At 63.1% G+C, this 20,371-nt stretch carries 14 protein-coding genes and 1 pseudogene; 7 read left to right on the forward strand and 8 right to left on the reverse strand.

Annotated features, from left to right (window positions below; genetic code table 11):
- The 4 genes from lpxK to GEV39_RS17450 all read right to left on the reverse strand — a co-directional run bounded on the left by lpxK (nt 1) and on the right by GEV39_RS17450 (nt 4,782).
- Nucleotides 1-1,002, reverse strand: a complete 1,002-nt coding sequence (gene lpxK, locus GEV39_RS17435) for a tetraacyldisaccharide 4'-kinase (RefSeq protein WP_173890706.1) — start codon at nt 1,000-1,002, stop codon at nt 1-3.
- Nucleotides 1,002-1,436 (reverse strand): flagellar polar localization protein PocB, encoded by a 435-nt coding sequence (gene pocB, locus GEV39_RS17440; protein ID WP_012271149.1) that lies wholly within the window; start codon nt 1,434-1,436, stop codon nt 1,002-1,004. Before pocB ends, lpxK begins: the two co-directional genes overlap by 1 nt.
- Nucleotides 1,433-2,068 (reverse strand): flagellar polar localization protein PocA, encoded by a 636-nt coding sequence (pocA, locus tag GEV39_RS17445; protein ID WP_009685211.1) that lies wholly within the window; start codon nt 2,066-2,068, stop codon nt 1,433-1,435. Before pocA ends, pocB begins: the two co-directional genes overlap by 4 nt.
- A gap of 497 nt (nt 2,069-2,565) precedes the next feature.
- Nucleotides 2,566-4,782 carry a DNA internalization-related competence protein ComEC/Rec2 gene (locus GEV39_RS17450; RefSeq protein WP_173890707.1) on the reverse strand — a complete coding sequence of 739 codons (2,217 nt, stop codon included), beginning with the start codon at nt 4,780-4,782 and terminating at the stop codon, nt 2,566-2,568.
- Between the two features lie 142 nt (nt 4,783-4,924).
- On the opposite strand from GEV39_RS17450, the pseudogene GEV39_RS17455 reads away from it, so the two are divergent.
- A pseudogene (locus tag GEV39_RS17455) lies at nt 4,925-5,431 on the forward strand (DUF2062 domain-containing protein); the annotation flags it as partial.
- Between the two features lie 9 nt (nt 5,432-5,440).
- Here GEV39_RS17455 and GEV39_RS17460 read toward each other — a convergent pair.
- The 3 genes from GEV39_RS17460 to GEV39_RS17470 all read right to left on the reverse strand — a co-directional run bounded on the left by GEV39_RS17460 (nt 5,441) and on the right by GEV39_RS17470 (nt 7,919).
- The gene (locus GEV39_RS17460) at nt 5,441-6,220 is read right to left on the reverse strand and encodes an ABC transporter permease (RefSeq protein WP_009681883.1); all 780 of its coding nucleotides are present in this window, start codon (nt 6,218-6,220) and stop codon (nt 5,441-5,443) included.
- Nucleotides 6,217-7,149: an ABC transporter ATP-binding protein gene (locus GEV39_RS17465; protein WP_173890709.1), complete on the reverse strand. Its 933-nt coding sequence runs from the start codon at nt 7,147-7,149 to the stop codon at nt 6,217-6,219. The genes GEV39_RS17460 and GEV39_RS17465 overlap by 4 nt, the downstream gene beginning before the upstream one ends.
- A 146-nt stretch (nt 7,150-7,295) precedes the next feature.
- Entirely contained in the window at nt 7,296-7,919 is a 624-nt protein-coding gene (locus GEV39_RS17470; protein WP_173890710.1) for a glutathione S-transferase, read from the reverse strand.
- 284 nt (nt 7,920-8,203) lie between these two features.
- Here GEV39_RS17470 and GEV39_RS17475 point away from each other — a divergent pair, with 284 nt between their 5' ends.
- The 6 genes from GEV39_RS17475 to GEV39_RS17500 all read left to right on the forward strand — a co-directional run bounded on the left by GEV39_RS17475 (nt 8,204) and on the right by GEV39_RS17500 (nt 16,411).
- Nucleotides 8,204-10,651, forward strand: a complete 2,448-nt coding sequence (locus GEV39_RS17475; protein WP_173890711.1) for an acyl-CoA dehydrogenase — start codon at nt 8,204-8,206, stop codon at nt 10,649-10,651.
- Nucleotides 10,652-10,743: 92 nt separating this feature from the next.
- Nucleotides 10,744-11,148, forward strand: a complete 405-nt coding sequence (locus GEV39_RS17480) for a PA2817 family protein (protein ID WP_173890712.1) — start codon at nt 10,744-10,746, stop codon at nt 11,146-11,148.
- Nucleotides 11,149-11,383: 235 nt separating this feature from the next.
- Complete coding sequence (locus GEV39_RS17485) at nt 11,384-11,926, forward strand: fimbrial protein (RefSeq protein ID WP_173890713.1); 543 nt, start codon at nt 11,384-11,386, stop codon at nt 11,924-11,926.
- 69 nt (nt 11,927-11,995) lie between these two features.
- Complete coding sequence (locus tag GEV39_RS17490) at nt 11,996-12,739, forward strand: fimbrial biogenesis chaperone (protein WP_173890714.1); 744 nt, start codon at nt 11,996-11,998, stop codon at nt 12,737-12,739.
- Between the two features lie 31 nt (nt 12,740-12,770).
- On the forward strand, nt 12,771-15,257 hold the full coding sequence (locus tag GEV39_RS17495; RefSeq protein WP_173890715.1) for a fimbria/pilus outer membrane usher protein: 2,487 nt from the start codon (nt 12,771-12,773) through the stop codon (nt 15,255-15,257).
- 53 nt (nt 15,258-15,310) lie between these two features.
- Nucleotides 15,311-16,411, forward strand: a complete 1,101-nt coding sequence (locus tag GEV39_RS17500) for a fimbrial protein (protein WP_173890716.1) — start codon at nt 15,311-15,313, stop codon at nt 16,409-16,411.
- Between the two features lie 18 nt (nt 16,412-16,429).
- On the opposite strand, the gene GEV39_RS17505 is transcribed toward GEV39_RS17500, so the two are convergent.
- Nucleotides 16,430-20,284: an RHS repeat domain-containing protein gene (locus tag GEV39_RS17505; RefSeq protein ID WP_173890717.1), complete on the reverse strand. Its 3,855-nt coding sequence runs from the start codon at nt 20,282-20,284 to the stop codon at nt 16,430-16,432.
- Nucleotides 20,285-20,371: the final 87 nt, after the last annotated feature.

Consider the following 20,371-nt stretch of genomic DNA (forward strand, 5'->3'; position numbering starts at 1 on the left):
TCAGGGCTGGTGCAGCAAACGCTGCAGTTGGCTGTCGAACCAGGCGCTGAATGCCGGCGTGGGCTGTGCTTCGACAGCCAGGTACCACCAGTCGTCGGCGGCGAAGGCGCGGCATTTCACGGCGTCTTTCTCGGTCATGACCAGCGGTAGCGGTGGGCTGAAGGCCAGGCTCCGGGCGCTGAATTGTGCATGGTCGGCAAAAGGGTGCGGCAGCGGCTGCCAGTTTAGCCCCAGCAGGGTATTGAAGAAACGTTGCGGGTTGCCGATACCGGCCACCGCGTGCAGGCGCTGGCCGGCGGGAAAATGGTCGAGTGCGCGGCGCTCGCCGCTGCGCAGGTTGACCAGTGCGGATGGCTGCAGGCGCAGGCCAAAGCCACCGGCACGGTCTTCGCCGGCACCATTGAACAGCACCGCGTCGGCGCCCTGCAGGCGTTCGGCAGGCTCGCGCAGCGGGCCGGCCGGCAGGCAGCGGCCGTTGCCCAGGCCACGCGCGGCATCGATCAGGACCAGCTCCAGGTCACGTGCCAGGCGGTAGTGCTGCATGCCGTCATCACACAGGATCAGGTCCAACGGTTCACTGGCCAGCAGGGCCTGCACGGCCCTGGCGCGATCTGGGTCGATCATCAGCGGTACCCCACTGCGCTGCACGATCAGCAGCGGTTCGTCCCCGGCCTGTTCGGCCGACTGGTCGGCCAGCACCCGCCACGGCAACTGCGGCGGTTTGGCGCCATAGCCACGGCTGACCACGCCGACTTTCAGCCCCTGCTGGCGGCAATGCTCGATCAGCCAGAGAATCATCGGTGTCTTGCCGGTGCCACCCACGGTGATATTGCCCACCACGATGACCGGCACCGGTGCGCGGTAGCTGGCACTTTCACCCTTTAGAAAGCGCGCGCGCTTGCGCGTGACCACGCGGCGGTACAACGCCTCCAGCGGGCGCAGCAGCGCCAGCGCCGGGTGCCCGGCGTACCAGGCGGCGAGCAGGCGGTCGGCGATAGCCATCAGGGCGTGCCCTGGGCCGCCTCGACGGTGGTCATGCGCAATTGGCTGAAGCCGAGCTTGCCGGCAGCATCCATCGCAGTGACCACAGCCTGGTGCGGGGTCTTGCCATCGGCACTGATGGCCAGCGGCAGCTTGTTGTCACCACCCGACTCACGCTCGATGGCCTCGCTCAGGGTGGCCAGGTCGCTCTTGGGCAGCAGGTGGTTGTTCACCGAGTACACGCCTTCGGCGCTGATGGTGATTTCCACCAGCTTGCCCTGGTCGGCCGGCGCCTGCTCGGCACTGGCGGCCTCTGGCAGCTCGACCCGCAGCTGCGTTTCACGGGTGAAGGTGGTGGTGACCACGAAGAACAGCAGCAGCACGAACACCACGTCGATCAGCGACGCCAGGTTGATGTCGACGTTCTCCCGCTGGCGATTGCGCCGGAACTTCACGCCTTGCCTCCAGCCACTTCCACTTCGCGGTCGCCCTGCAGCACTTCCACCAGCTTGATCGCCTCCTGCTCCATGCCCACCACCAGTTCATCGATGCGGCGCAGCAGGAAACGGTGGAAGAACACCGCCGGAATACCAACCATCAGGCCCGCCGCCGTGGTGACCAGGGCCTTGGAAATACCACCGGCCAGTACCGCGGCGTTGGCGGTCATCTGCGTGCCCATGAAGGCACTGAAGATGTCGATCATGCCCAGCACGGTGCCCAGCAGGCCCAGCAGCGGGGCCATGGCGGCGATGGTGCCGAGGGTGCTGATGTAGCGCTCCAGCTCGTGAATGACGCGCGAAGCCGCCTCTTCGATGCACTCTTTCATGATTTCGCGGCCATGGCGCGAATTGGCCAGGCCCGCGGCGAGGATTTCACCCAGTGGCGAATCGGCGCGCAGCGCCTTGAGCTTGTCACTGGTGAGTTGCTTGTCCTTGATCCATATCCAGACCTGGCCGAGCAAGTGTGGCGGGGTGACGCGGCTGGCGCGCAGGGTCCACAGGCGCTCGATGACGATAGCCATGGCAGCGATGGAGCTCAGAATGATCGGCAGCATCATCCAACCACCGGACTTGACCAATTCCCACACAGTAAACGCCCCTTCGGATAAAGGCCGCCACTCTACCATAGGCACGGCGGAGGCTCATCTGCCGGAGGTCAGGGAGCATGCCTTGGATGGGTATCAGGGCTGACAGGGGCATGCCTTGGGTGGGTATCAGAGCTGACAGGTGCATGCCTTGGGTTTTCCAGCGCCTGTGAGACCGAGCGCCGCCCGCGCGGCGCATCGCCGGCAAGCCGGCTCCCACATCTGTTTCGGGCCAGTTACTCCTGCACCTTAGGCGCGCGCACCCTTGGTGCATGGCTGGATATTGATGAAAGACAGAGGCGACACCTTCAATATCGAAGGGAACGAACAAGGCGCGCAGCGGTGAGTTCACAGGAGAGACTGGCTCAAAACAGATGTGGGAGCCGGCTTGCCGGCGATGCGCCGCGCGGGCGGCGCTCGATTTCACAGGCGCTGCAACTGTCATGGCGAACCCCTGGGGCATAGAAAATGTCATGGCAAGCACCTGCAAGCCCCTCCCCTCACTCCCCCCGACCCCGCCAGAACCGCCGCTGCCCCCGCATCCCCTCAACCTCCCCCCACCCGCCCAACACCAACCGCAAAGCCCCCTGCACCGCCGTGTCATGCACCACCACCCCATGCCGCCGGTACCGCTCCACCACCTGCGCATGCGGGTGCCCAAAACTATTGTTGCGCCCCCGCGATATCAGCACCCCACGCGGCGCCGTGGCACGCATGAACATCTCGCTGGAAGAACTGCGGCTGCCATGGTGCGGCGACTGCAGCCAGTCAATGCGTGGCGCGTCGGTCGCCGCCAGCCAGGCACGCTCCGCCCCCGCTTCCATGTCGCCGGCGAGCAACAACCGTTCCCCCTGCGCCTCCTCGACCAGCAACACACAGGAGCGGTCATTACTGCTGCGCCCATCCGCCCAGCGCCACAGCGAAAAACGCACGCCATCCCATTCCCATTGCTCGCCACTGGCACAAGGTTGCAACTGAACATCATCCAGCGCTTCCCCACCGATAACCCGCTCGACCGGCAAACCCCGCTGTATCGCCCCAGCACCGCCGGCATGATCGGCGTGGGCATGGCTGATGAGCATCACGTCCAGGTGACTCACCCCCAACTTGCGCAAGGTCGGCAACACCACCCGCTCCCCCAGGTCGTAGTCGCCCCTCGCCGGCCCGGCGTCATACAGCAGGTTGTGATGCCGGGTGCGCAACAGCACCGCCAAGCCTTGGCCGACGTCCAGTTGCCAGACCTCCACCTGCCCGAAAGGCACCGGCTCGCGGGGCACCCAGAGGGCCAACAGCATCACCCCGCCCAACCCTCGCAGCGGCACGCCACGGGGCAGCAGCACCAGCAAAGCCCCCAGGCAGACCAGCAGCCAGGCCCATAGCGGCAGGGCTGGCGGCACCCATGCCGGGCGTTGCTGCGCAACCAGCGCCAGCACCTGAAACAGCACATCCAGCAAGCCACCTGCCAGCCACAACAAGGCCTCCCCAGCCCCACCCAACGGCAACAGCAAGGTACCCAGCAAGGCCAACGGCAGTACCGCCAGGCTCACCCAGGGCACCGCCACCAGGTTGGCCAGCGGCGCACTCAGGCTCACCGGCAAGCCCACAGCCAGGAGCACCGGCAACAAACCGATGGCAATCACCCACTGCGCCCGCGTCCAGGCTTGCCATGGCCGCCATGCCCCCAGGCGGGCACTGAAGCAAAACACCAGCGTGGCCACGGCGCCGAACGACAGCCAGAAGCCCGGAAGCAGTGCCGCCAGCGGCTCGACCAGCAACACGGCCACCAGCGCCAGCAACAGTGGCAGGAACGCCCCCAGGTGCCGAAAACGCAACCGCCACAGCAACACCACGGCCAGCATCAGGCAGGCACGCTGTACCGGCACCCCCGCGCCGGCCAGCCAGCCGTAGGCCAGTGCCGCCCCCATGGCCAGCGCGCAGGCCGAGGGCAGCCATGGCAGACGCGCGGGCCACAGCCCCCAGCGGGCCAACCCGGCGACCAGGCCATAGAGCAAACCGGCGACCAAGCCAATGTGCTGGCCGGAAATCACCAACAAGTGCACCGTGCCGGTGGCCTGCAACGTCTGCCAATCTTCCCGCGCAAGACCGGCCCCGTCGCCGAGCACCAGGGCCACTAGCGCGGCCTGCCGGCCGTTGGCATCGACCGCCAGCAAGCGCTGGCGCAGCGAGTCCCGCCACCCATAGCTGGCCGGCGCCAGCAGTTGCCCCGCCTTCACCGTACCGGTAGCACCGACCCGCCGGGCCAGCAGCTGCGCTTCACGGTCCGGCCCATGCGGGTTCAACAACCCTGCCGGGCGCTGCAAGGTCACTGCCAGCCGCCACTGCTCGCCAGCCCGAACCGGCGGCCCGTCGAACCAGCTGACCTGCAGGCGTTGCGGCAATTCGGCACGGCGCGAACGGGCGGCCTCCAGCTCGAAACGCACACCGTGCGCAGTGCGCGCCGGCAAACCGACCACCCGCCCCTCCAGCCACAAGGTGCGGCCATCCAAAGCGGCCGCCAGGCGGTCATCCACGGCCTGCTGGGCAGACCAGCTGGCCCAGCACAGCCCCAACAGAAAACAGCCCAATGGCCACCCGCGGGTGAACAGGCAGACGCCAGCGCAAGCCGCCAGCACCCACAACCACCCGTCCGGTGGCAATGCAGGAAGAAAGCCCAGGCACAGCAGCCCGAGCGCAAGCGCCAACATCCCTGTGCGCATGAGGTAGAGCTCCAGAAGCGAAATCACCTTCTGAGGCATAGCCCAATTGCCGGCACGGCTTGCTCAACAATTGTCACAAACTCTGAACGAGGCTGAGCGGGAATAAGGGCATACTGCCCGGGTCAACGCTCCGGGAGCCTACATGCCGCGCCGACTTTTCAAACGCTACATGCCGGACCCGACCAGTATTCGGGAACACAAGTCCTTACGCTTTTTCGGCAAGTTGCTGCACGACCCGAACCTGTGGCACCTGAACCGCCATTCGGTGGCGCGGGCCATGGGCGTTGGCCTGTTCGCGGCACTGATCCCGATGCCGGCGCAGATGCTGCTGGCCGCCGCGCTGGCCATTCCAGTGCGCGGCAACCTGCCGATCGCGGTGAGCCTGGTATGGTTGACCAACCCACTGACCATGCCGCCGGTGTTCTTCGTCACCTACATGACCGGCGCTTGGCTGATGCAGGTACCACCGCGCACATTGCCCGACGAACTGACCTTCGAGTGGATCACCGACCAGCTGTCGACGCTGTGGCAACCCTTCCTGCTCGGCTCGGTGGTGTGCGGCGTGGTGCTGGGCATCCTTGGCTACTTCGGCACCATGCTGTACTGGCGCTGGTGGGTGGGCCGGCAGTGGCGGCGGCGCCAATGCCGGTGCAAGGCCTCAGGCGCGCATGCCGCGGCCGCTGACCAGCAGGCGCACACACAGCAGGTAGAGCACCGCGGTGGCCACCAGCATGAAGGTGATCGCCGTACCAATGCTGATATCCGACACCCCTAGGATGCCGTAGCGGAATGAGTTGACCATGTGCAACACCGGGTTGGCCAGCGACACGGTCTGCCAGAATGGCGGCAGCAGGTTGATCGAATAGAACACCCCGCCCAGGTAAGTCAGTGGCGTCAGCACGAAGGTCGGGATGATCGAAATGTCATCGAAGTTGCGCGCGAACACCGCGTTGACGAAGCCCAACAGCGAGAAGATGGTCGCGGTCAGCAGCACCACGGCCACGGTCACGCCCAGGTGGTGCACCTGCAGGTCGGTGAAGAACATCGACAGGATGGTCACGATCACCCCCACCGCCAGGCCACGCAACACGCCACCCAGCACATAACCGACGAGAATGATGTGCGGCGATACCGGCGACACCATCAACTCTTCGATCGAGCGCTGGAACTTGCTGCCGAAGAAGCTCGACACCACGTTGCCATAAGAGTTGGTGATCACCGACATCATGATCAGCCCGGGCACGATGTATTGCATGTAGGTGAAACCACCCATGTCACCGATCTGCCGGCCGATCAGGTTACCGAAAATCACGAAGTACAGGACCATGGTGATCGCGGGCGGCAGCAGGGTCTGCGGCCAGATGCGCAGAAAACGCCGCACTTCACGGTAGACGATGGTGTTCAGGGCGACCCAGTTGGTACGCAGTTCCACACTCATACGGCCACCTTCGACAGGTTTTTTTCCACCAGGGACACGAACAGCTCCTCGAGTCGGTTGGTCTTGTTGCGCAGGCTTTGCACTTCGATGTTCTGCAGGGCCAGCTGGCCGAACAGCGCGGTAATGCCGATGTCCTTGTCCACCTGCACTTCCAGCGTGTGCGGGGTCAGCAGCCGGCAAGGGTAGCCTTGCAACAGCGGCGCCGTGGCCAGGTCCTGCTTGAGGTCGAGGACGAAGGTTTCGACATGCAGCTTGCCCAGCAACTGGCGCATGCTGGTGTTCTCGACGATGGTGCCGTGGTCGATGATGCCGATGTTACGGCACAGCTGCTCAGCCTCTTCCAGGTAATGGGTGGTGAGGATGATGGTGATGCCCTTCTGGTTCAGCTCGGTGAGAAAGCTCCACATCGACCGGCGCAGCTCGATGTCCACCCCGGCGGTAGGTTCGTCCAGGATCAGCAGGCGCGGCTCGTGAATCAGCGCGCGGGCAATCATGAGGCGGCGCTTCATGCCACCAGACAACGAACGCGACTGCACGTCGCGCTTGTCCCACAGACCCAGCTGGGTCAGGTATTGCTCGGCGCGCTCTTTGGCCAGTTTGGGCGGGATGCCGTAGTAGCCGGCCTGGGTCACCACGATATCGAAGGTTTTCTCGAACTGGTTGAAGTTGAACTCCTGCGGCACCACGCCCAGGCAGCGCTTGAGCGCGGCGGGCTCGCGGTCCAGGTCATGGCCGAACACGTTGACCGTGCCGCTGGTCTTGTTCACCAGCGTGGACAGGATGCCGATGGTGGTGGACTTGCCGGCGCCGTTGGGGCCGAGCAAGGCGAAGAAGTCACCTTCGGCAACGTCCAGGTCGATGCCCTTGAGGGCCTGGAAGCCGTTGCCGTAGGTTTTGGTGAGCTGTCGGATGGACAGGGCAGAACTCATAGCGGGTCACTTACCGAAGAATAAGGTGCAGGACACGCCAGATAACGTCACTGGCGCAGTGAGTGCGGCCAATGGTGCAAGGCCTGGCCGCACAAGTACAGTCATGTGTATTGATAGTGACTATCGAAACAGCCGTGGTGTTCGATTCAGGTCAACGCCGTCATCACCGCAGCCTGGTAGGCCGGGCGTGCCTTGAGTCGTGCGTACCAGTCTTCCAGATGCTGCATGGCCGGGCGCTCGATGGGCAGCTCGAACCAGGCATAGGCTAAGCACCCCAGTGGGATGTCGCCCATGCCGATCTGGTCACCGGAAAGATACGGTTGCTTGGCCAGGGCTGCATCGGCCATCGCCAGCAGCTCGGCACAGCGTTTGTGCGCAGCGTTGATCGCCACCCAGTCGCGCTGGTCTTCCGGGGTACGCAGCAGGCCCCAGAACAGCGGGCGGAAGGGGGTTGCCAAGGATGACGTGGTCCAGTCCATCCACTTGTCGGCCAGGGCGCGCTGGCGTGGGTTTTCCAGGTACCAGCCTCGCTCGGCGCCGTACTCGGCGCACAGGTAGCGGACAATGGCGTTGGACTCCCACAGGACCAGGTCGCCGTCCTCCAGCAGGGGCACCAGGCCGTTGGGATTGAGCGCGCGGTAGTGCGGCTCGTTGACCACGCCGAAGGCGCCGCCGGCGTCGATGGACGCGAAGTCCAGGCCCAGTTCGTGGGCAATCCACAGCGCCTTGCGCACATTGCTCGAATTCTTGCGGCCCCAGATCTTCAGCATGGCAACGTCCTTATGAATGTGGAGGGCTGCACAGTCTACTCCAGAGTTTTCTCGCCTGTACCGGCCTCCTCGCGGGCGCGCCCGCTCCCACAGGTGTCTCACCAGTCTCGAACCCTGTGATATCCCTGTGGGAGCGGGCGTGCCCGCGAAGAGGCCGGCACAGGCTGAAAATATCCTGAAACTCCCACCGCCACACCCTGTCACTGTTCTGACCCTGCCGTTCACAGCGTTGCGTCTAAGCTATCCGGGACGGCTCAAGCCCTTGGTTCCAAGGAGGACCGATTATGTTGCTGTTATGGTTGGTAGTGCTGGTGATCGGCGCGGCATACCTCACGCACCGGCGCCTGGCGCCCCTGCAGATTCTCGGCAGCGTGGCGGCCTATGCCCTGCTGATGAGCATTTTCAGCAGCGCCCCCGGCTGGCTGCTAGCGCTGATCTGGATCGTGCTGGCGCTCAAGGTAGCCCTGGTGGCGCTGCCCGACTGGCGCCGCAAGGTGTTCACCGGCCGGGTGTTCAACTGGTTCCGGCGCACCCTGCCGCCCATGTCGCAAACCGAGCGCGAAGCGATCGACGCAGGCACCGTCTGGTGGGACGGCGAACTGTTCAGCGGCCGCCCCGACTGGCGTACCCTGCTGGCCTATCCTGCACCAAAGCTGACCGAGGAAGAACAGGCCTTCATCGACGGCCCCACCGAAGCGCTCTGCGCAATGGTCAGCGACTGGCAGATCGGCCAGGACCTCGACCTGCCGCCCGAAGCGTGGGCCCATATCAAGTCGAACGGTTTTTTTGCCCTCATCATCCCCAAGGAATATGGCGGTAAAGGTTTCTCCGCCTATGCCCACTCCCAGGTGGCGATGAAGCTGGCGACCCGCAGCGGCGACCTGGCGTCGACTGTGATGGTGCCCAACTCCCTGGGGCCCGCTGAGTTGCTGCTGCACTACGGCACCGATGAGCAACGCAACCACTACCTGCCGCGCCTGGCCCGTGGCGAAGAAATCCCCTGCTTCGCCCTCACCGGCCCATTGGCCGGCTCCGACGCTGGCGCCATGCCCGACACTGGCGTCATCTGCAAAGGCCAATGGCAAGGCGAAGAAGTCCTCGGCCTGCGCCTGAACTGGGAAAAGCGCTATATCACCCTCGGCCCGGTCGCGACCCTGCTGGGCCTGGCCTTCAAGGCCTACGACCCGGACCATTTGCTGGGCGAGCAGGAAGAACTGGGCATCAGCCTGGCCCTGATCCCTACCGACACCCCCGGCGTCGAAATCGGCAAGCGCCACCTGCCGCTGGGCGCTGCCTTCATGAACGGCCCCAACAGCGGCAAGGACGTGTTCATACCGCTGAGTTTCCTGATCGGTGGCCAGGCCATGCTCGGCAAGGGCTGGATGATGCTGATGAACTGTCTGTCGGTTGGCCGCTCGATTTCTCTGCCCGCCGTCGGCACGGGGGCGGCCAAGTACACCAGCCTGGTCACCGGCCAATACGCCAATATCCGCGAGCAGTTCAATGTGCCGCTGGCGGCCTTCGAAGGCATCCAGGAATCCCTGGCGCGCATCGGCGGCAACGCCTGGCTGATGGACAGCGCCCGCCTGCTCACCGCCAAGGCCGTGGACCTGGGCGAAAAGCCCTCGGTGCTGTCGGCGATTCTCAAGTACCACCTCACCGAGCGCGGCCGAGAATGCATCCAGCACGCCATGGACGTGCACGGCGGCAAGGGCATCATCATGGGCCCGAACAACTACCTGGGCCGGAACTGGCAGGGGGCGCCGATCTTCATCACGGTTGAGGGCGCCAATATCCTCTCGCGCAACCTGATGATCTTCGGCCAGGGCGCCATCCGTTGCCACCCGTTCGTGCTCAAGGAAATGGCCCTGGCCGGGCGCCAGGACCACGACCAGGCACTGCGCGAGTTCGACGACCTGTTGATGCAGCACATCATGTTCGCCGCTGGCAATGCGGCCAGTACGTTCATCCACGGCATCGGCCTGGGCCGATTTGAGAAGGTGCCGGGCGATGCCTTGAGCCAAGGGTATTTCCATGCCCTGAACCGTCAGGCTGCCGCGTTCGCGATGCTGGCCGACCTCTCCATGATGCTGCTCGGCGGCGCGCTGAAGCGGCGCGAACGTTTGAGTGCGCGCCTGGGGGATGTGCTCAGCCATCTTTACCTGTCCAGTGCCGCCCTGAAGCGCTACCACGACCTTGGCTCACCCGAGCATATGCGGCCGCTGTTGCGTTGGGCCATGGAAGAGAGCTTGGGCCAAGCGGAAAAGGCCTTGGATAGCCTGCTCGACAACTTCCCGAACCGCTTCGTCGGCTGCGCCCTGCGCGTGCTGGTTTTCCCATTCGGGCGCCGTCACACCGGGCCGAGCGATGAACTGGACGCCGAGGTGGCTGCACTGATCGGCCGTCATAAAGGCGACCCAGCGCTGGAAGAACTGCTGGCCGGCTGCTTCAGGCCCCAGGCTGAGGGAGACCCGGTAGCGGCCCTCCAACGGGCCTGTGACTTGCTGGGTGAAGCGGCCCCCCTGCAAAAAGACGTGCACCAGGCGCTCAAAGATGGCCGAGTGCGGCCCGCGCCCGGGCAATCGACCATAGAGGCCGCCGTGGCGGCGGGTGTGCTGCAGTCGACCGAGGGGCAACGGTTGCTGGCAGCCGAGGCAGCACGGCGGGCTGTGATCGACGTGGACGCCTTCGACAAGGATCAGTTGCTGCCCGAGCCCGGCAAGGTCCGCTAGACCGGAGCGGCCCATGGCGGGCCGCACTGTCTCCAAAAGACATGATCTGGCGTATACTCCGCGACCGTTTCAACGACACCGAGGACCGCCCCATGGCCACCCCCAATCTGGAATACCACCTGCAACTGCTGAACCACTTGCGCACTATCCTGGTGGCTTTGAGTGAAGCCGAGCAGGTACCAGAGGAAAGCCACGCTCTATTCCTCGAACGCTTCGACGAACTGCTGACCCTGCTGCCGCAAGACCCGCTGGAAAGCCAGTACCTGGGCCAGGACCTGATCTGCCAGGTGATCCAGCGGTACCCGCAAATCGCACACTTGGTGCCCCGCGACCTGCTGTGGTTCTTCGGCGGCGATTGCCTGCATTACATGCCGGACGAAGAACTCGATCTCTATCAGCGCCTGGAAGAACTGCGCTACGAAGCTGAACGCAAAGGCGAACCCTTCGACTGGAACCTGCAAAAACGTACGCTTGGTTCGCCCGATCTCCCCCACTGATGCCACGGTTGCCCGGTGACACTGTGTAGAAGCGTCCCCGGGAAACTGCCCTTCGCGAATAGAGCATTATTTCCTACGCGCTCTTGTCCCATTACTTAACGTTATTCGCGGTCTTCCTACATTCGCCCTATTCGCCCGTCCATAAACTGTTCGAGTTCCGCAAGTGCACTGCTCACTCGCGCTCCGGAACCTGCGGAGTTCACGCAGCCACCTGAACTTGATTATGGACATCACGATGAAAAGACTGCTTTTCCCGCTAGGCCTTGCGCTGGCGAGTACAACCGTTTCAGCGGCGACAGAAACCGGCCGCATCGACTTCACGGGTTACATCTACGCTGGCGGCACCTGCCCAATCGAGGTGGTCGAGCCGGGCATGGGCGTCCTGCCTTCCGTTTCCATGGGCAACTTCCTGCCCAAGCACTTCCCGGTAGTGGGTACCACTTCACCGGAAAAGGCGTTCGCACTGCGCATTACGCCCGACGCGACTTGCACGCCCAGCACCAAAGCCAAGGTCACTTTCGAAGCCTTGCATGGCGTAGTGGGTGGCGACGAGCTCTACGGGCTGCGCCGGGGCGACGGCACAGCATCGGGCCTGGGCGTACTGATCAAGGATCAGAATCACAACATCCTCAAGCCCGACATGGAGTCGGAAGAGTACGACATTTCTCCGTCGCTACCGACTGACATGCAGTTCTATGCAGCTTACCAATCGACAGACGCGGTAGTGACCGAAGGCCTCGCAGAGGCCCGCGTCAATTTCTCGGTCGAACTGCCCTGACGATTCACTCCAGGTGCCGCCCGCGCACCTGGAGTTTTCCGCTACAACCTCACCTCGAACGGTCTCGACATGAATGTTCTGACGTCAGGCAGGCGCTTGCTATGCGCTTGTCTGTTGCCGCTCGCCCTGGCGCCTAACGGTGCCCAGGCAGCGCTCACCATCAGCACCACCCGCATCGTCTACGACGCTCATCAACGCAGTGCCTCGGTAGTTGTCGCCAATCCCTCGGGGCAGCCTTATGCCGCACAGGCTTGGGTCAACACCGAGGCCGACGACACCACTACCAGCGTGCCGCTCGTCACCACCCCTGCACTGTTTCGCCTGAACCCAGGCCGAGAGCAAACCGTGCAGATCAATGGGTTACCCAATGAGTTACCCCAGGACCGCGAGTCGCTGTTCTTCTTCAACCTGCAGGAAGTGCCACAAGCCGACCCGGACTCGGCTGCTCGCAATACGCTACGCATCGCCCTGCGTACACGCATCAAGCTGTTCTATCGGCCCACCGCCATCGCCGGGAACCCGGCACGCGAGCTGAAAAAGCTGGAGTTCTCCACCGTGCAGGAGGGCGGCCGCCGCTACCTGCAAGTACGTAATCCCACGCCTTATCACTACGTGTTCAGCCGGTTCGAGCTGCAGCTCGCCGACCAGCGCCACCCGCTGCGTGAGGCCGACATGCTGCGCCCGCTAGACACGCAACGCTATGCGATACCGCGCCAATTCGGCACGAGTGGCCTGAAGGTCACCGTTACGTTCATCAACGATTACGGTGGCCTGACCCAGCCTCTGACCCTCCCCGTGCAGGACGCTATCTGAGCGTAGCGAGTCGCCTTCAGGAATGGAACACATGAACCCATCACCAACCTGTCCTGACAGCGAGTCGGTGCGGCGAGCGCTGCTCGCGCTCAGCTGTCTAGTACCCCTGCTCGTGCAACCGGGCAGAGCCATAGCTGCACCTTTCGAAGCCGGTTTTCTTCGCCAAGACCCCCGCCAACCTGGCGCCAGCGCCCTGGCGCTCGGCGCCTTGAGCGACGAACAGCAACTACCGCCGGGGCGTTACCGGGTGAGGCTGATCGTCAATCTCGAGGACATCGGTGAGCACTGGCTGACGTTCGAAAACGATGCCCGCACGCAAACGCTCGAAGCCTGCCTCCCCCCGGCGCTCCTAGGTGAATTGGGGTTGCGCCTGGATGCACTGGAGGATCCGACGGCCACCAGCCTCCAGTGCCTGGACCTGCCGGGCGTAGTGCCCGGCGCGCAAGTGAACTTCGACAGCGAAAAGCTCCAGCTATCGCTGTCCATACCGCAAATCGCCTTGCGCCGTGATGTGGCAGGCTATGTCGATCCCCAGCGTTGGGACAGTGGCATCAACGCAGCATTCGTCAATTACCAGGCCTCGGCGCGACGCAGCGACGGCTACCAGAGTAGCCAGTACAGCCAGGACCTGTACCTCAATACCGGTCTGAACGTGCAGGGCTGGCGCCTACGCAGCCAACAGTCCTGGCGTCAAGACAGCGGCAGCGGGGCACACTGGGACAGGACCAATACCTTCGCCCAGCACGACCTGCCCGGGACGTGGGGAGCCGTGACCTTGGGCGAGTCGTTCACCGACAGCCAGGTGTTTCGAAGCATTCCCATGCTCGGTATCCGCGCGAATGCAGACCAGGACATGCTGCCGGATGCCCTGCGCAGTTATGCCCCCGTGATCCGCGGCGTCGCCCAGAGCCGCGCCAAGCTGGAAGTCTGGCAGAACGGTTACCCGATCTACTCCACCTATGTCAGCCCTGGCCCCTATGCCATCGACGACTTGAGCGTAGGTGGTACTGGAGAACTGGAGGTGGTGCTGACCGAAGCTGACGGGCAGGTGCGCCGCTTTCAGCAACCCTATGCCAGCATCGGCAACCTTCTACGGCCTGGGGTCTGGAACTACAGCGCCGCAGTGGGGCGCTACAACCCGCCCGACAAGTTCGACACCCCGGTATTCTGGCAGGCCGGCCTGGCCATGGGCACGCCCTGGCGCTCATCGGTGTACGGCGGGGTGATGTCCAGCACCGGGTATCGCGCAGTCGCGCTGGGCATAGCGCGCGACCTGGGCGAGCTGGGGGCGCTTTCACTGGATGTGACCCACGCCAGCAGCGAGCTGCCAGCGCCGCACCGCGACCTGCAGGGCCAGAGCTATTCGATGCGTTACAGCAAGAGCTTCGGCGCCGACACGCACCTGCGCTTCGCCGGTTACCGCTATTCCACCCCAGGGTATCGGGATTTCGACGAATGGGTCCGACAAGGCAGCAACGAACGCAGCTTTCTCGGCAGCCGTCGCAGCCGCCTCGAGGCCTCTGTTTACCAGAAAATCGGCAAAGGGCACTCGGTCAGCCTGAACCTGTCGCAGCAGGACTACTGGCAGCGCCAGGACGTACAACGTCAGTTCCAGTTCAATTTCAGCGGCTATCATGGCTCGCTCAACTACAACCTGTATGCTTCGCAATCCTTGACCAGCGCCGGCTCACACAGTGACCGCCAAATTGGCCTGAGCCTGTCGATGCCCTTGGAGTTCGGCGCCGCCCACCGGCTGTCGACCGACGTGTCGCACAGCGCCAGTGGCAGTAGCCTGCGCACCTCACTCAGCGGCCAGGCGGGACAGGAGCTAGGCTATAACGCCAGCGTTCAGCGTGATCAGCAGCGCAATGATACCCTTTCACTGGCCTTGGCATACCAAACACCGCACGCCAGCCTCGGTGCGGGAGGCGTGCTGAGCGAGCGGTACCGTAACGTATCGGTGAATGCCAGCGGCGCCGTGCTGCTGCATGAAGACGGCCTGGCTTTCGGCCCCTACCTGGGAGACACCATGGGCCTGGTTCAGGTGCCAGGTATCGCCGACGTCGGCATACGCCAGGGTGGCGCAGCCCGTACCGATGCCAACGGCTACGCGCTGATTCCTCACCTGCGCCCCTACAAGCCTAATGCCTTGGTACTGGATACCGACCAACTCGGGGCGGATGTGACCATCGAAAATGCCACTGCCCAGCTTGTGCCACGGCGCGGAGCGGTTGTCAGGCACCGCTTCGAGGCCCGCCGCATCAACCGCATGGTGCTGACCCTGCACAACGCCGAAGGCTACGTGCTGCCCTTCGGCGCACAACTGCTCGACCACTCGGGAGAGGTCGTAGGCATGGTCGGCCAGGGCGGGCAGCTATTGCTGGCCCTGGATGAGGGTGAGCACACCCTGACCGCGCACTGGGGCGAAGACGACCAACCACGCTGCCAGGTGCAACTGAACCCTGCTGGCCTGCCCATCTCGGGCGGGTATCGACAGCAAACCCTGACCTGCAACTGACTCACCAGCCTTGGCCGGTCGCCCACGGGTTGACCGCCAGACAAGGATATTCAATGTTCAGCCCCCGCAATACCCTCGCTATCACCACGTTGATCTGTACGCTCGGCTTCCTGCCGCACGGCCAAGCAGCGCCAAGCGCAGCCCCCTCCTTTTGTACCGTGGAGCTTCACGGGCCTATTCCCATGACCTATCACCGTGACCTGGGAACCTTGCACGTGCCGCGCGACGCCCCGGTCGGTACGGTCATCGGCCAACTCGACCCTGAAACCTGGGAAACGACCGACGGCGCAAGGCTTATATGCTTTCATTTTGGCGACGGCGCCTACATGCGCTTGCACCTCAACGCGAGCGTGCCCATTGTCCCACACCCGTTGCCACCGATCGGCGGTGAACCCTCAGATGGACACATTCTCGAAACCGGTATTGACGGCATAGGTGTGCGCATCCGGGTCAAGAGGCCGCTTGACGGCGTTATATCCAGTAGCTTCATTCCAGAGAACGGTGACACGCGTGTGCCTTACGTCGCTTACAGAGATACCGACAACGGTCTTCTCGGAACAATATTGGGGCTCCTTTACACACAGATCACCTTCGTCAAAACCGGTAATATCGCACCCGGCCCCCACAGGATCGCCGCCAAGCAGATGTTCAATGCCGTCCTCGATTTCAATAACTTCGGTGAAGCGTTCAAGTTCCTGGTATCGGCCACCATCGTCCAGGCCGAGTGCAGTATCGTCGGCGACGCGGTGAGCCCGAACCCCGTGGTGCTTGGGGAATGGCAGAAAAGCGACTTCACCGGACCAGGGTCGCGCACCACGACCGTACCGTTCACCATCGCCTTGAAAGGTTGCGTAGCCGACCCTGGCGGCAATAGCCGGGTGACGCTGCAATTGGACCCGACCAACGGCTCGCAGGCCGACCCGCGCCACCCCGGCGTTTTCAGCATGGGCGCTGGCGCGGACGCCGACGGCGTCGGGATCCAGGTGGTCAAGAACGATAGCTCGCCTTTCCCCCTGGAAGTCGAGCACGACATGCTGCCGATCAGCTCGGGCGACATGCGCCTGGACCTGGGTGCCCACCTGTTCCAGACCGAGGACACCGTTGTCCCTGGCGCTGCCAGCGGCGCGCTGAACTTCACCCTGCGCTACCGCTAGCGCGGCACCGCGACAGGTTCAAGCCGGCCCGGAGGTGCCCGTCAGCACGTCCTGAGCATCGTAGTGGTACTGGTGGCTGGCCTGGCCATCGAAGACTTCGCGCAGCCGGTTCACGCCATCATAGATCAAGGTGCGGCCTGCCTCGTCGCACGTCATATTGCCATTGGCATCGTAGGTGAATGACACAGGTGGCGGCACCGACCGATCTGCAGGGTAATGGACCAGACCGGTCAGCTGCGCCGGATCCAACGGGTTGTCGAAATTGTAGCGCGTCCTGTGGATCTGGCCTTCAGCATCGGTGGTGGTCACCAGGGTAATGTTGTCCAACTCATCGAGCATGAATGCCTGCCGCGCGATCACATTGCCCCACGGGTCCTCGGGGGCCTGCAATGCAGGCTGCCCACCCTCGCCCTTGCACTGGTAATCCGTCAACCGATTACGAAGGTCGTAGTTAAAGAACTCATCGCGCAGTACCGTGTTGCCTTCGCACAACGTACGTTGCACCAAGTTATCGATGTCGTTGTACACCTGCGTCAAGCTCTGCGTCAGGCCACCGCCGAAATCGAACGTACGCAAGACCTCACGATCGAACTCGTCATACATCAAGGTCGTCACCAACTGCTGGTCGCCGTCCTTCGTCGTGATGGAATGGGTGCGTCCGAATGCATCGTAGGTGAAGTCCGCCGTGGTGGAGCCCAAAGTCGTCCGGGACAAGCGGCCGCTCTCATCATAGTCATAGGTCTGCACGCCGCCGAGCACGTCCTGGTAACTCATCAGGCGCTTCTTGACGCTATAGCCGTACTTCATGGTGAAGGTCTGATCATCGCCGTTCGCGGCTGGCGCAGTGTAAGTCCGTGTTTCCTCCTTCACCTCCCCGGTACTGTAATAGCTGCGCACGACCGTCTGGTCCCCCGCGACGCAACTCAACAGCCGCCCGTTCTGGCGATCGTAGTCGTAGATGTCCTGTTCGTTCGCCAGCCCTGCTCGATCGGTTCCCGACGCAGCGATAGTCCTGCTGACGGGCTCATCGACAAGCGTTGGCAAGTAGTCGTATTCGACCACATCGCCGCTGGGCATGGTCACGGTTTGCGGACGCAGTTGGCTGCCGTTGTAAGTGTAGGTTTGCAGCCGGCCGCCAGTGGTGGAGGTGCTCATCCGCCCCAGGCCATCGAAGCTCTGTTCGCCCAGTATCTTGCCGTTGATCGCTATGGACGTTGGCAGGTCGTCGGCACTGTGCGACGCATACGTACGCACGACAATGTGATCATACGGCAGCTTATGCTCGAGCAAGCGGTCGAAGACGTCATACTGGTACTGGTTGACCCGTGTGTTGATGACCTCGCGGGTGTGGCGCCCCAACCCATCGTAGCTGTCTTCCTGAATACTGATCGTGTTGCCCTCGATATCTTGCCGTTCGGTGCGTACCTCTTTGTCGAAAAGGTTCAGCCAAGTGACCGTCACGCCCGACTTGAGCCACTGACGGGTTCCGTCCGAAGCCTCCGCCTCGACCTCGTCCCAGGCCCGAGTGACCACCCCGTCGTGCCCAGCGACCCCTACCGGGTCGGTATAGGCATAATGGTGCACCCGGTCAGGCCCAACCGTGCAGCATCGTTGCCCCCAGTCGTCATGACGGTAAGTCGTGCGCAGTTGCAACAACTTGCCGTCTACCCAGTCGATGTCTTCTTCCGCTATTTGTTCTCCCAGCGCGTTGAAGGCAGCGCGATAGGTCGGATGCAGGTCACCACTGCCATCAATGAGCGCATCGACGTCCTCGCGCAGTTCAGCGATGACCCGATTCAAACCGTCGAACTCGCTGCGGGTGGCCACCGACTTGACGTCAAAGCTCAGTTGGCTTGCCTGCTCGCCGGTAGCGGCACAAAGCTGGTACTGGTAACGCCGACTGGCTTGCTCGGGCCGGCCGGGCGCGACAGTCTCGCAGGTGACCCGGTGCAAGGCGTCGTATTCGTAGCGTATTTCGACATCGTTGTCGTCGCGCGTCAGCAAAGGCTCGTCGAGCACTACCGAATGCTGGGACACGATGGTTCGGGTAGGCGAGTGCTGATCGTCGCCTTCGAGCGAACCGGTCAGGGTTTCCTGGACCTGGAGCACGGTATTGCCCAGCAGCGCGGTCTGGCCAGCAGTGTAGGGTTGCTGGCTATACGCATACCGTGTGGTGAGGTCGCCACCTTCCATGCGCTGAACCTTGCGCCGCGGTCGAGCGTATGTCCAGCGTTCGGCGGGGTCGGTCTCGTACTCGTAGGTCATTTCCTGCCACTGCCGTTCAGTGTCGGCCGGCAACATTTCCACCAGGGTCTCGCTGTCGAGTGCATACCACGGCGCAAGCTCCACGCCCGCCTCGCCATCATTGCCCAATGCCGCCAGCGTCGCATAACGGTAACGGCTTACCAGGACGCTGGCCGCGCCCACACCGTTTTCGGCCGGCACCACGGTTTTCTGCTTGAGGTCTCGGGTGAACCCTTCAGGGTCGGCGTCATGCCCGTCCTGATGCGACGCGTCATACCACTGCTGCAGCGTCTTCACCCCAGTGGCATCGACCTGCTCCAGCAGGTTGCCGAACCGGTCATACCGCGTCAGGACGCTCTGTTCACGGCGCAGGGCCGATTGTGAAAGGCGCCACCAGGCCTCGGTACTCTGGGTGGGCAATTGCATATTGGCCGGTTGCTGGGCGAACTCAATCATGTTGCCGTCACTGTCGAGTTGCACGTTGTACACCGTGCTCGAGCGTTGAACACTGTCGTTCTGGACGGTCTGTGTACTGGTTTGCAGGTGGAACTGATCGAACGCACGGGTAATGGTGCGCACCGGCTGTGCGGCGCCTTGCTCATCGGCGACATACCAGGTTTCCACCGACCCGTATGCATACGTGCCGACATAGCGGAACAGGTTGTCCAAGCCATCGTCCTGCCAGGTCACCGGCAGCCCGTAACCGAGGAAATTGTGCTTGTTGGGCCGGCCAGGATCGAGTTCGTAACCATAGCGCTTCTCGATCGTGGGTTGCTCGAATCCGGGGTGGATCAAATGGTGCGTGACCCGAGGGAGCGAGGTGCGTGCATTGCCGGGAAACAAATGGCCTTCGTCTTCATAGCGCAACGCTTCAAGGGCGCCGGTCGGGGTCTGCACCTCGACGATGCACTGCAGGTCGCGCATGGTTTCGTAGCGAAAGCGCCAGGAAGCTTGCTCCTCGGTCGGCAGTATGAGCCGGTCCACTTGCCCATCACCCCTCAGAAGCAACGTGAAGGCCGTGCGGGCCTGTGCGTCTTCCAGGTTGGGAAAAGTCGTGGCGTACAGCGCATTCCCTTCTCGCTTGATCTGCAACACAACCTCGCCATCGTCCTGGGTGACCGATGCCAACTGCGGGAAGCCACCAAAGTCCTCGTAGTACAGGCGTATGCCATGGCCTTGCGCATTGTATATTTCCACGGGCACGGCAAGGTTGCGGGCGCCTTGCGGCTTGAGCACTTCGACAGCGCCCGATTTGTGCACGATACGATAGCCTCGGTTGCCGTGCGCGTAGAAGTGGAACGTTTCGAGTTTCTGCTCTTTCATCACCCAGGGTTTGCCGGCGGGTTTACCAGTGACCTTGAAGCTTTCACCGGTGGCCAGCGAGACGACGTCCGTGGCGGGGTTGAATTGCGAAAGCCGCAACGTCCAACCCTTGCCGAACCCCGAATCGACGGTATTGAGCGGACTGTAGAACAACGGGAACTCGAACAGCGGCCCCTGCAGGAAGTTGCAATTGAGCCCGGGCAAGTTGACCGAGAATGTATATTGGCCAGTGCGTGGGTCGACACCGGAAGCGAGGTAACTCATGAAGTTGAAGGCGTTCGAATGAACGGCAGTGGAATCGGTCATGTTGGTATCTCCAGAAAGGATTGTGCGTGCGACCAGTCAGTAGTGATCGATTGATACACAAGACAATTTCCCTTTGATTTTTCCCTG

This window comes from Pseudomonas sp. NY5710, from assembly GCF_013305665.1.
GTDB lineage: Bacteria > Pseudomonadota > Gammaproteobacteria > Pseudomonadales > Pseudomonadaceae > Aquipseudomonas > Aquipseudomonas juntendi.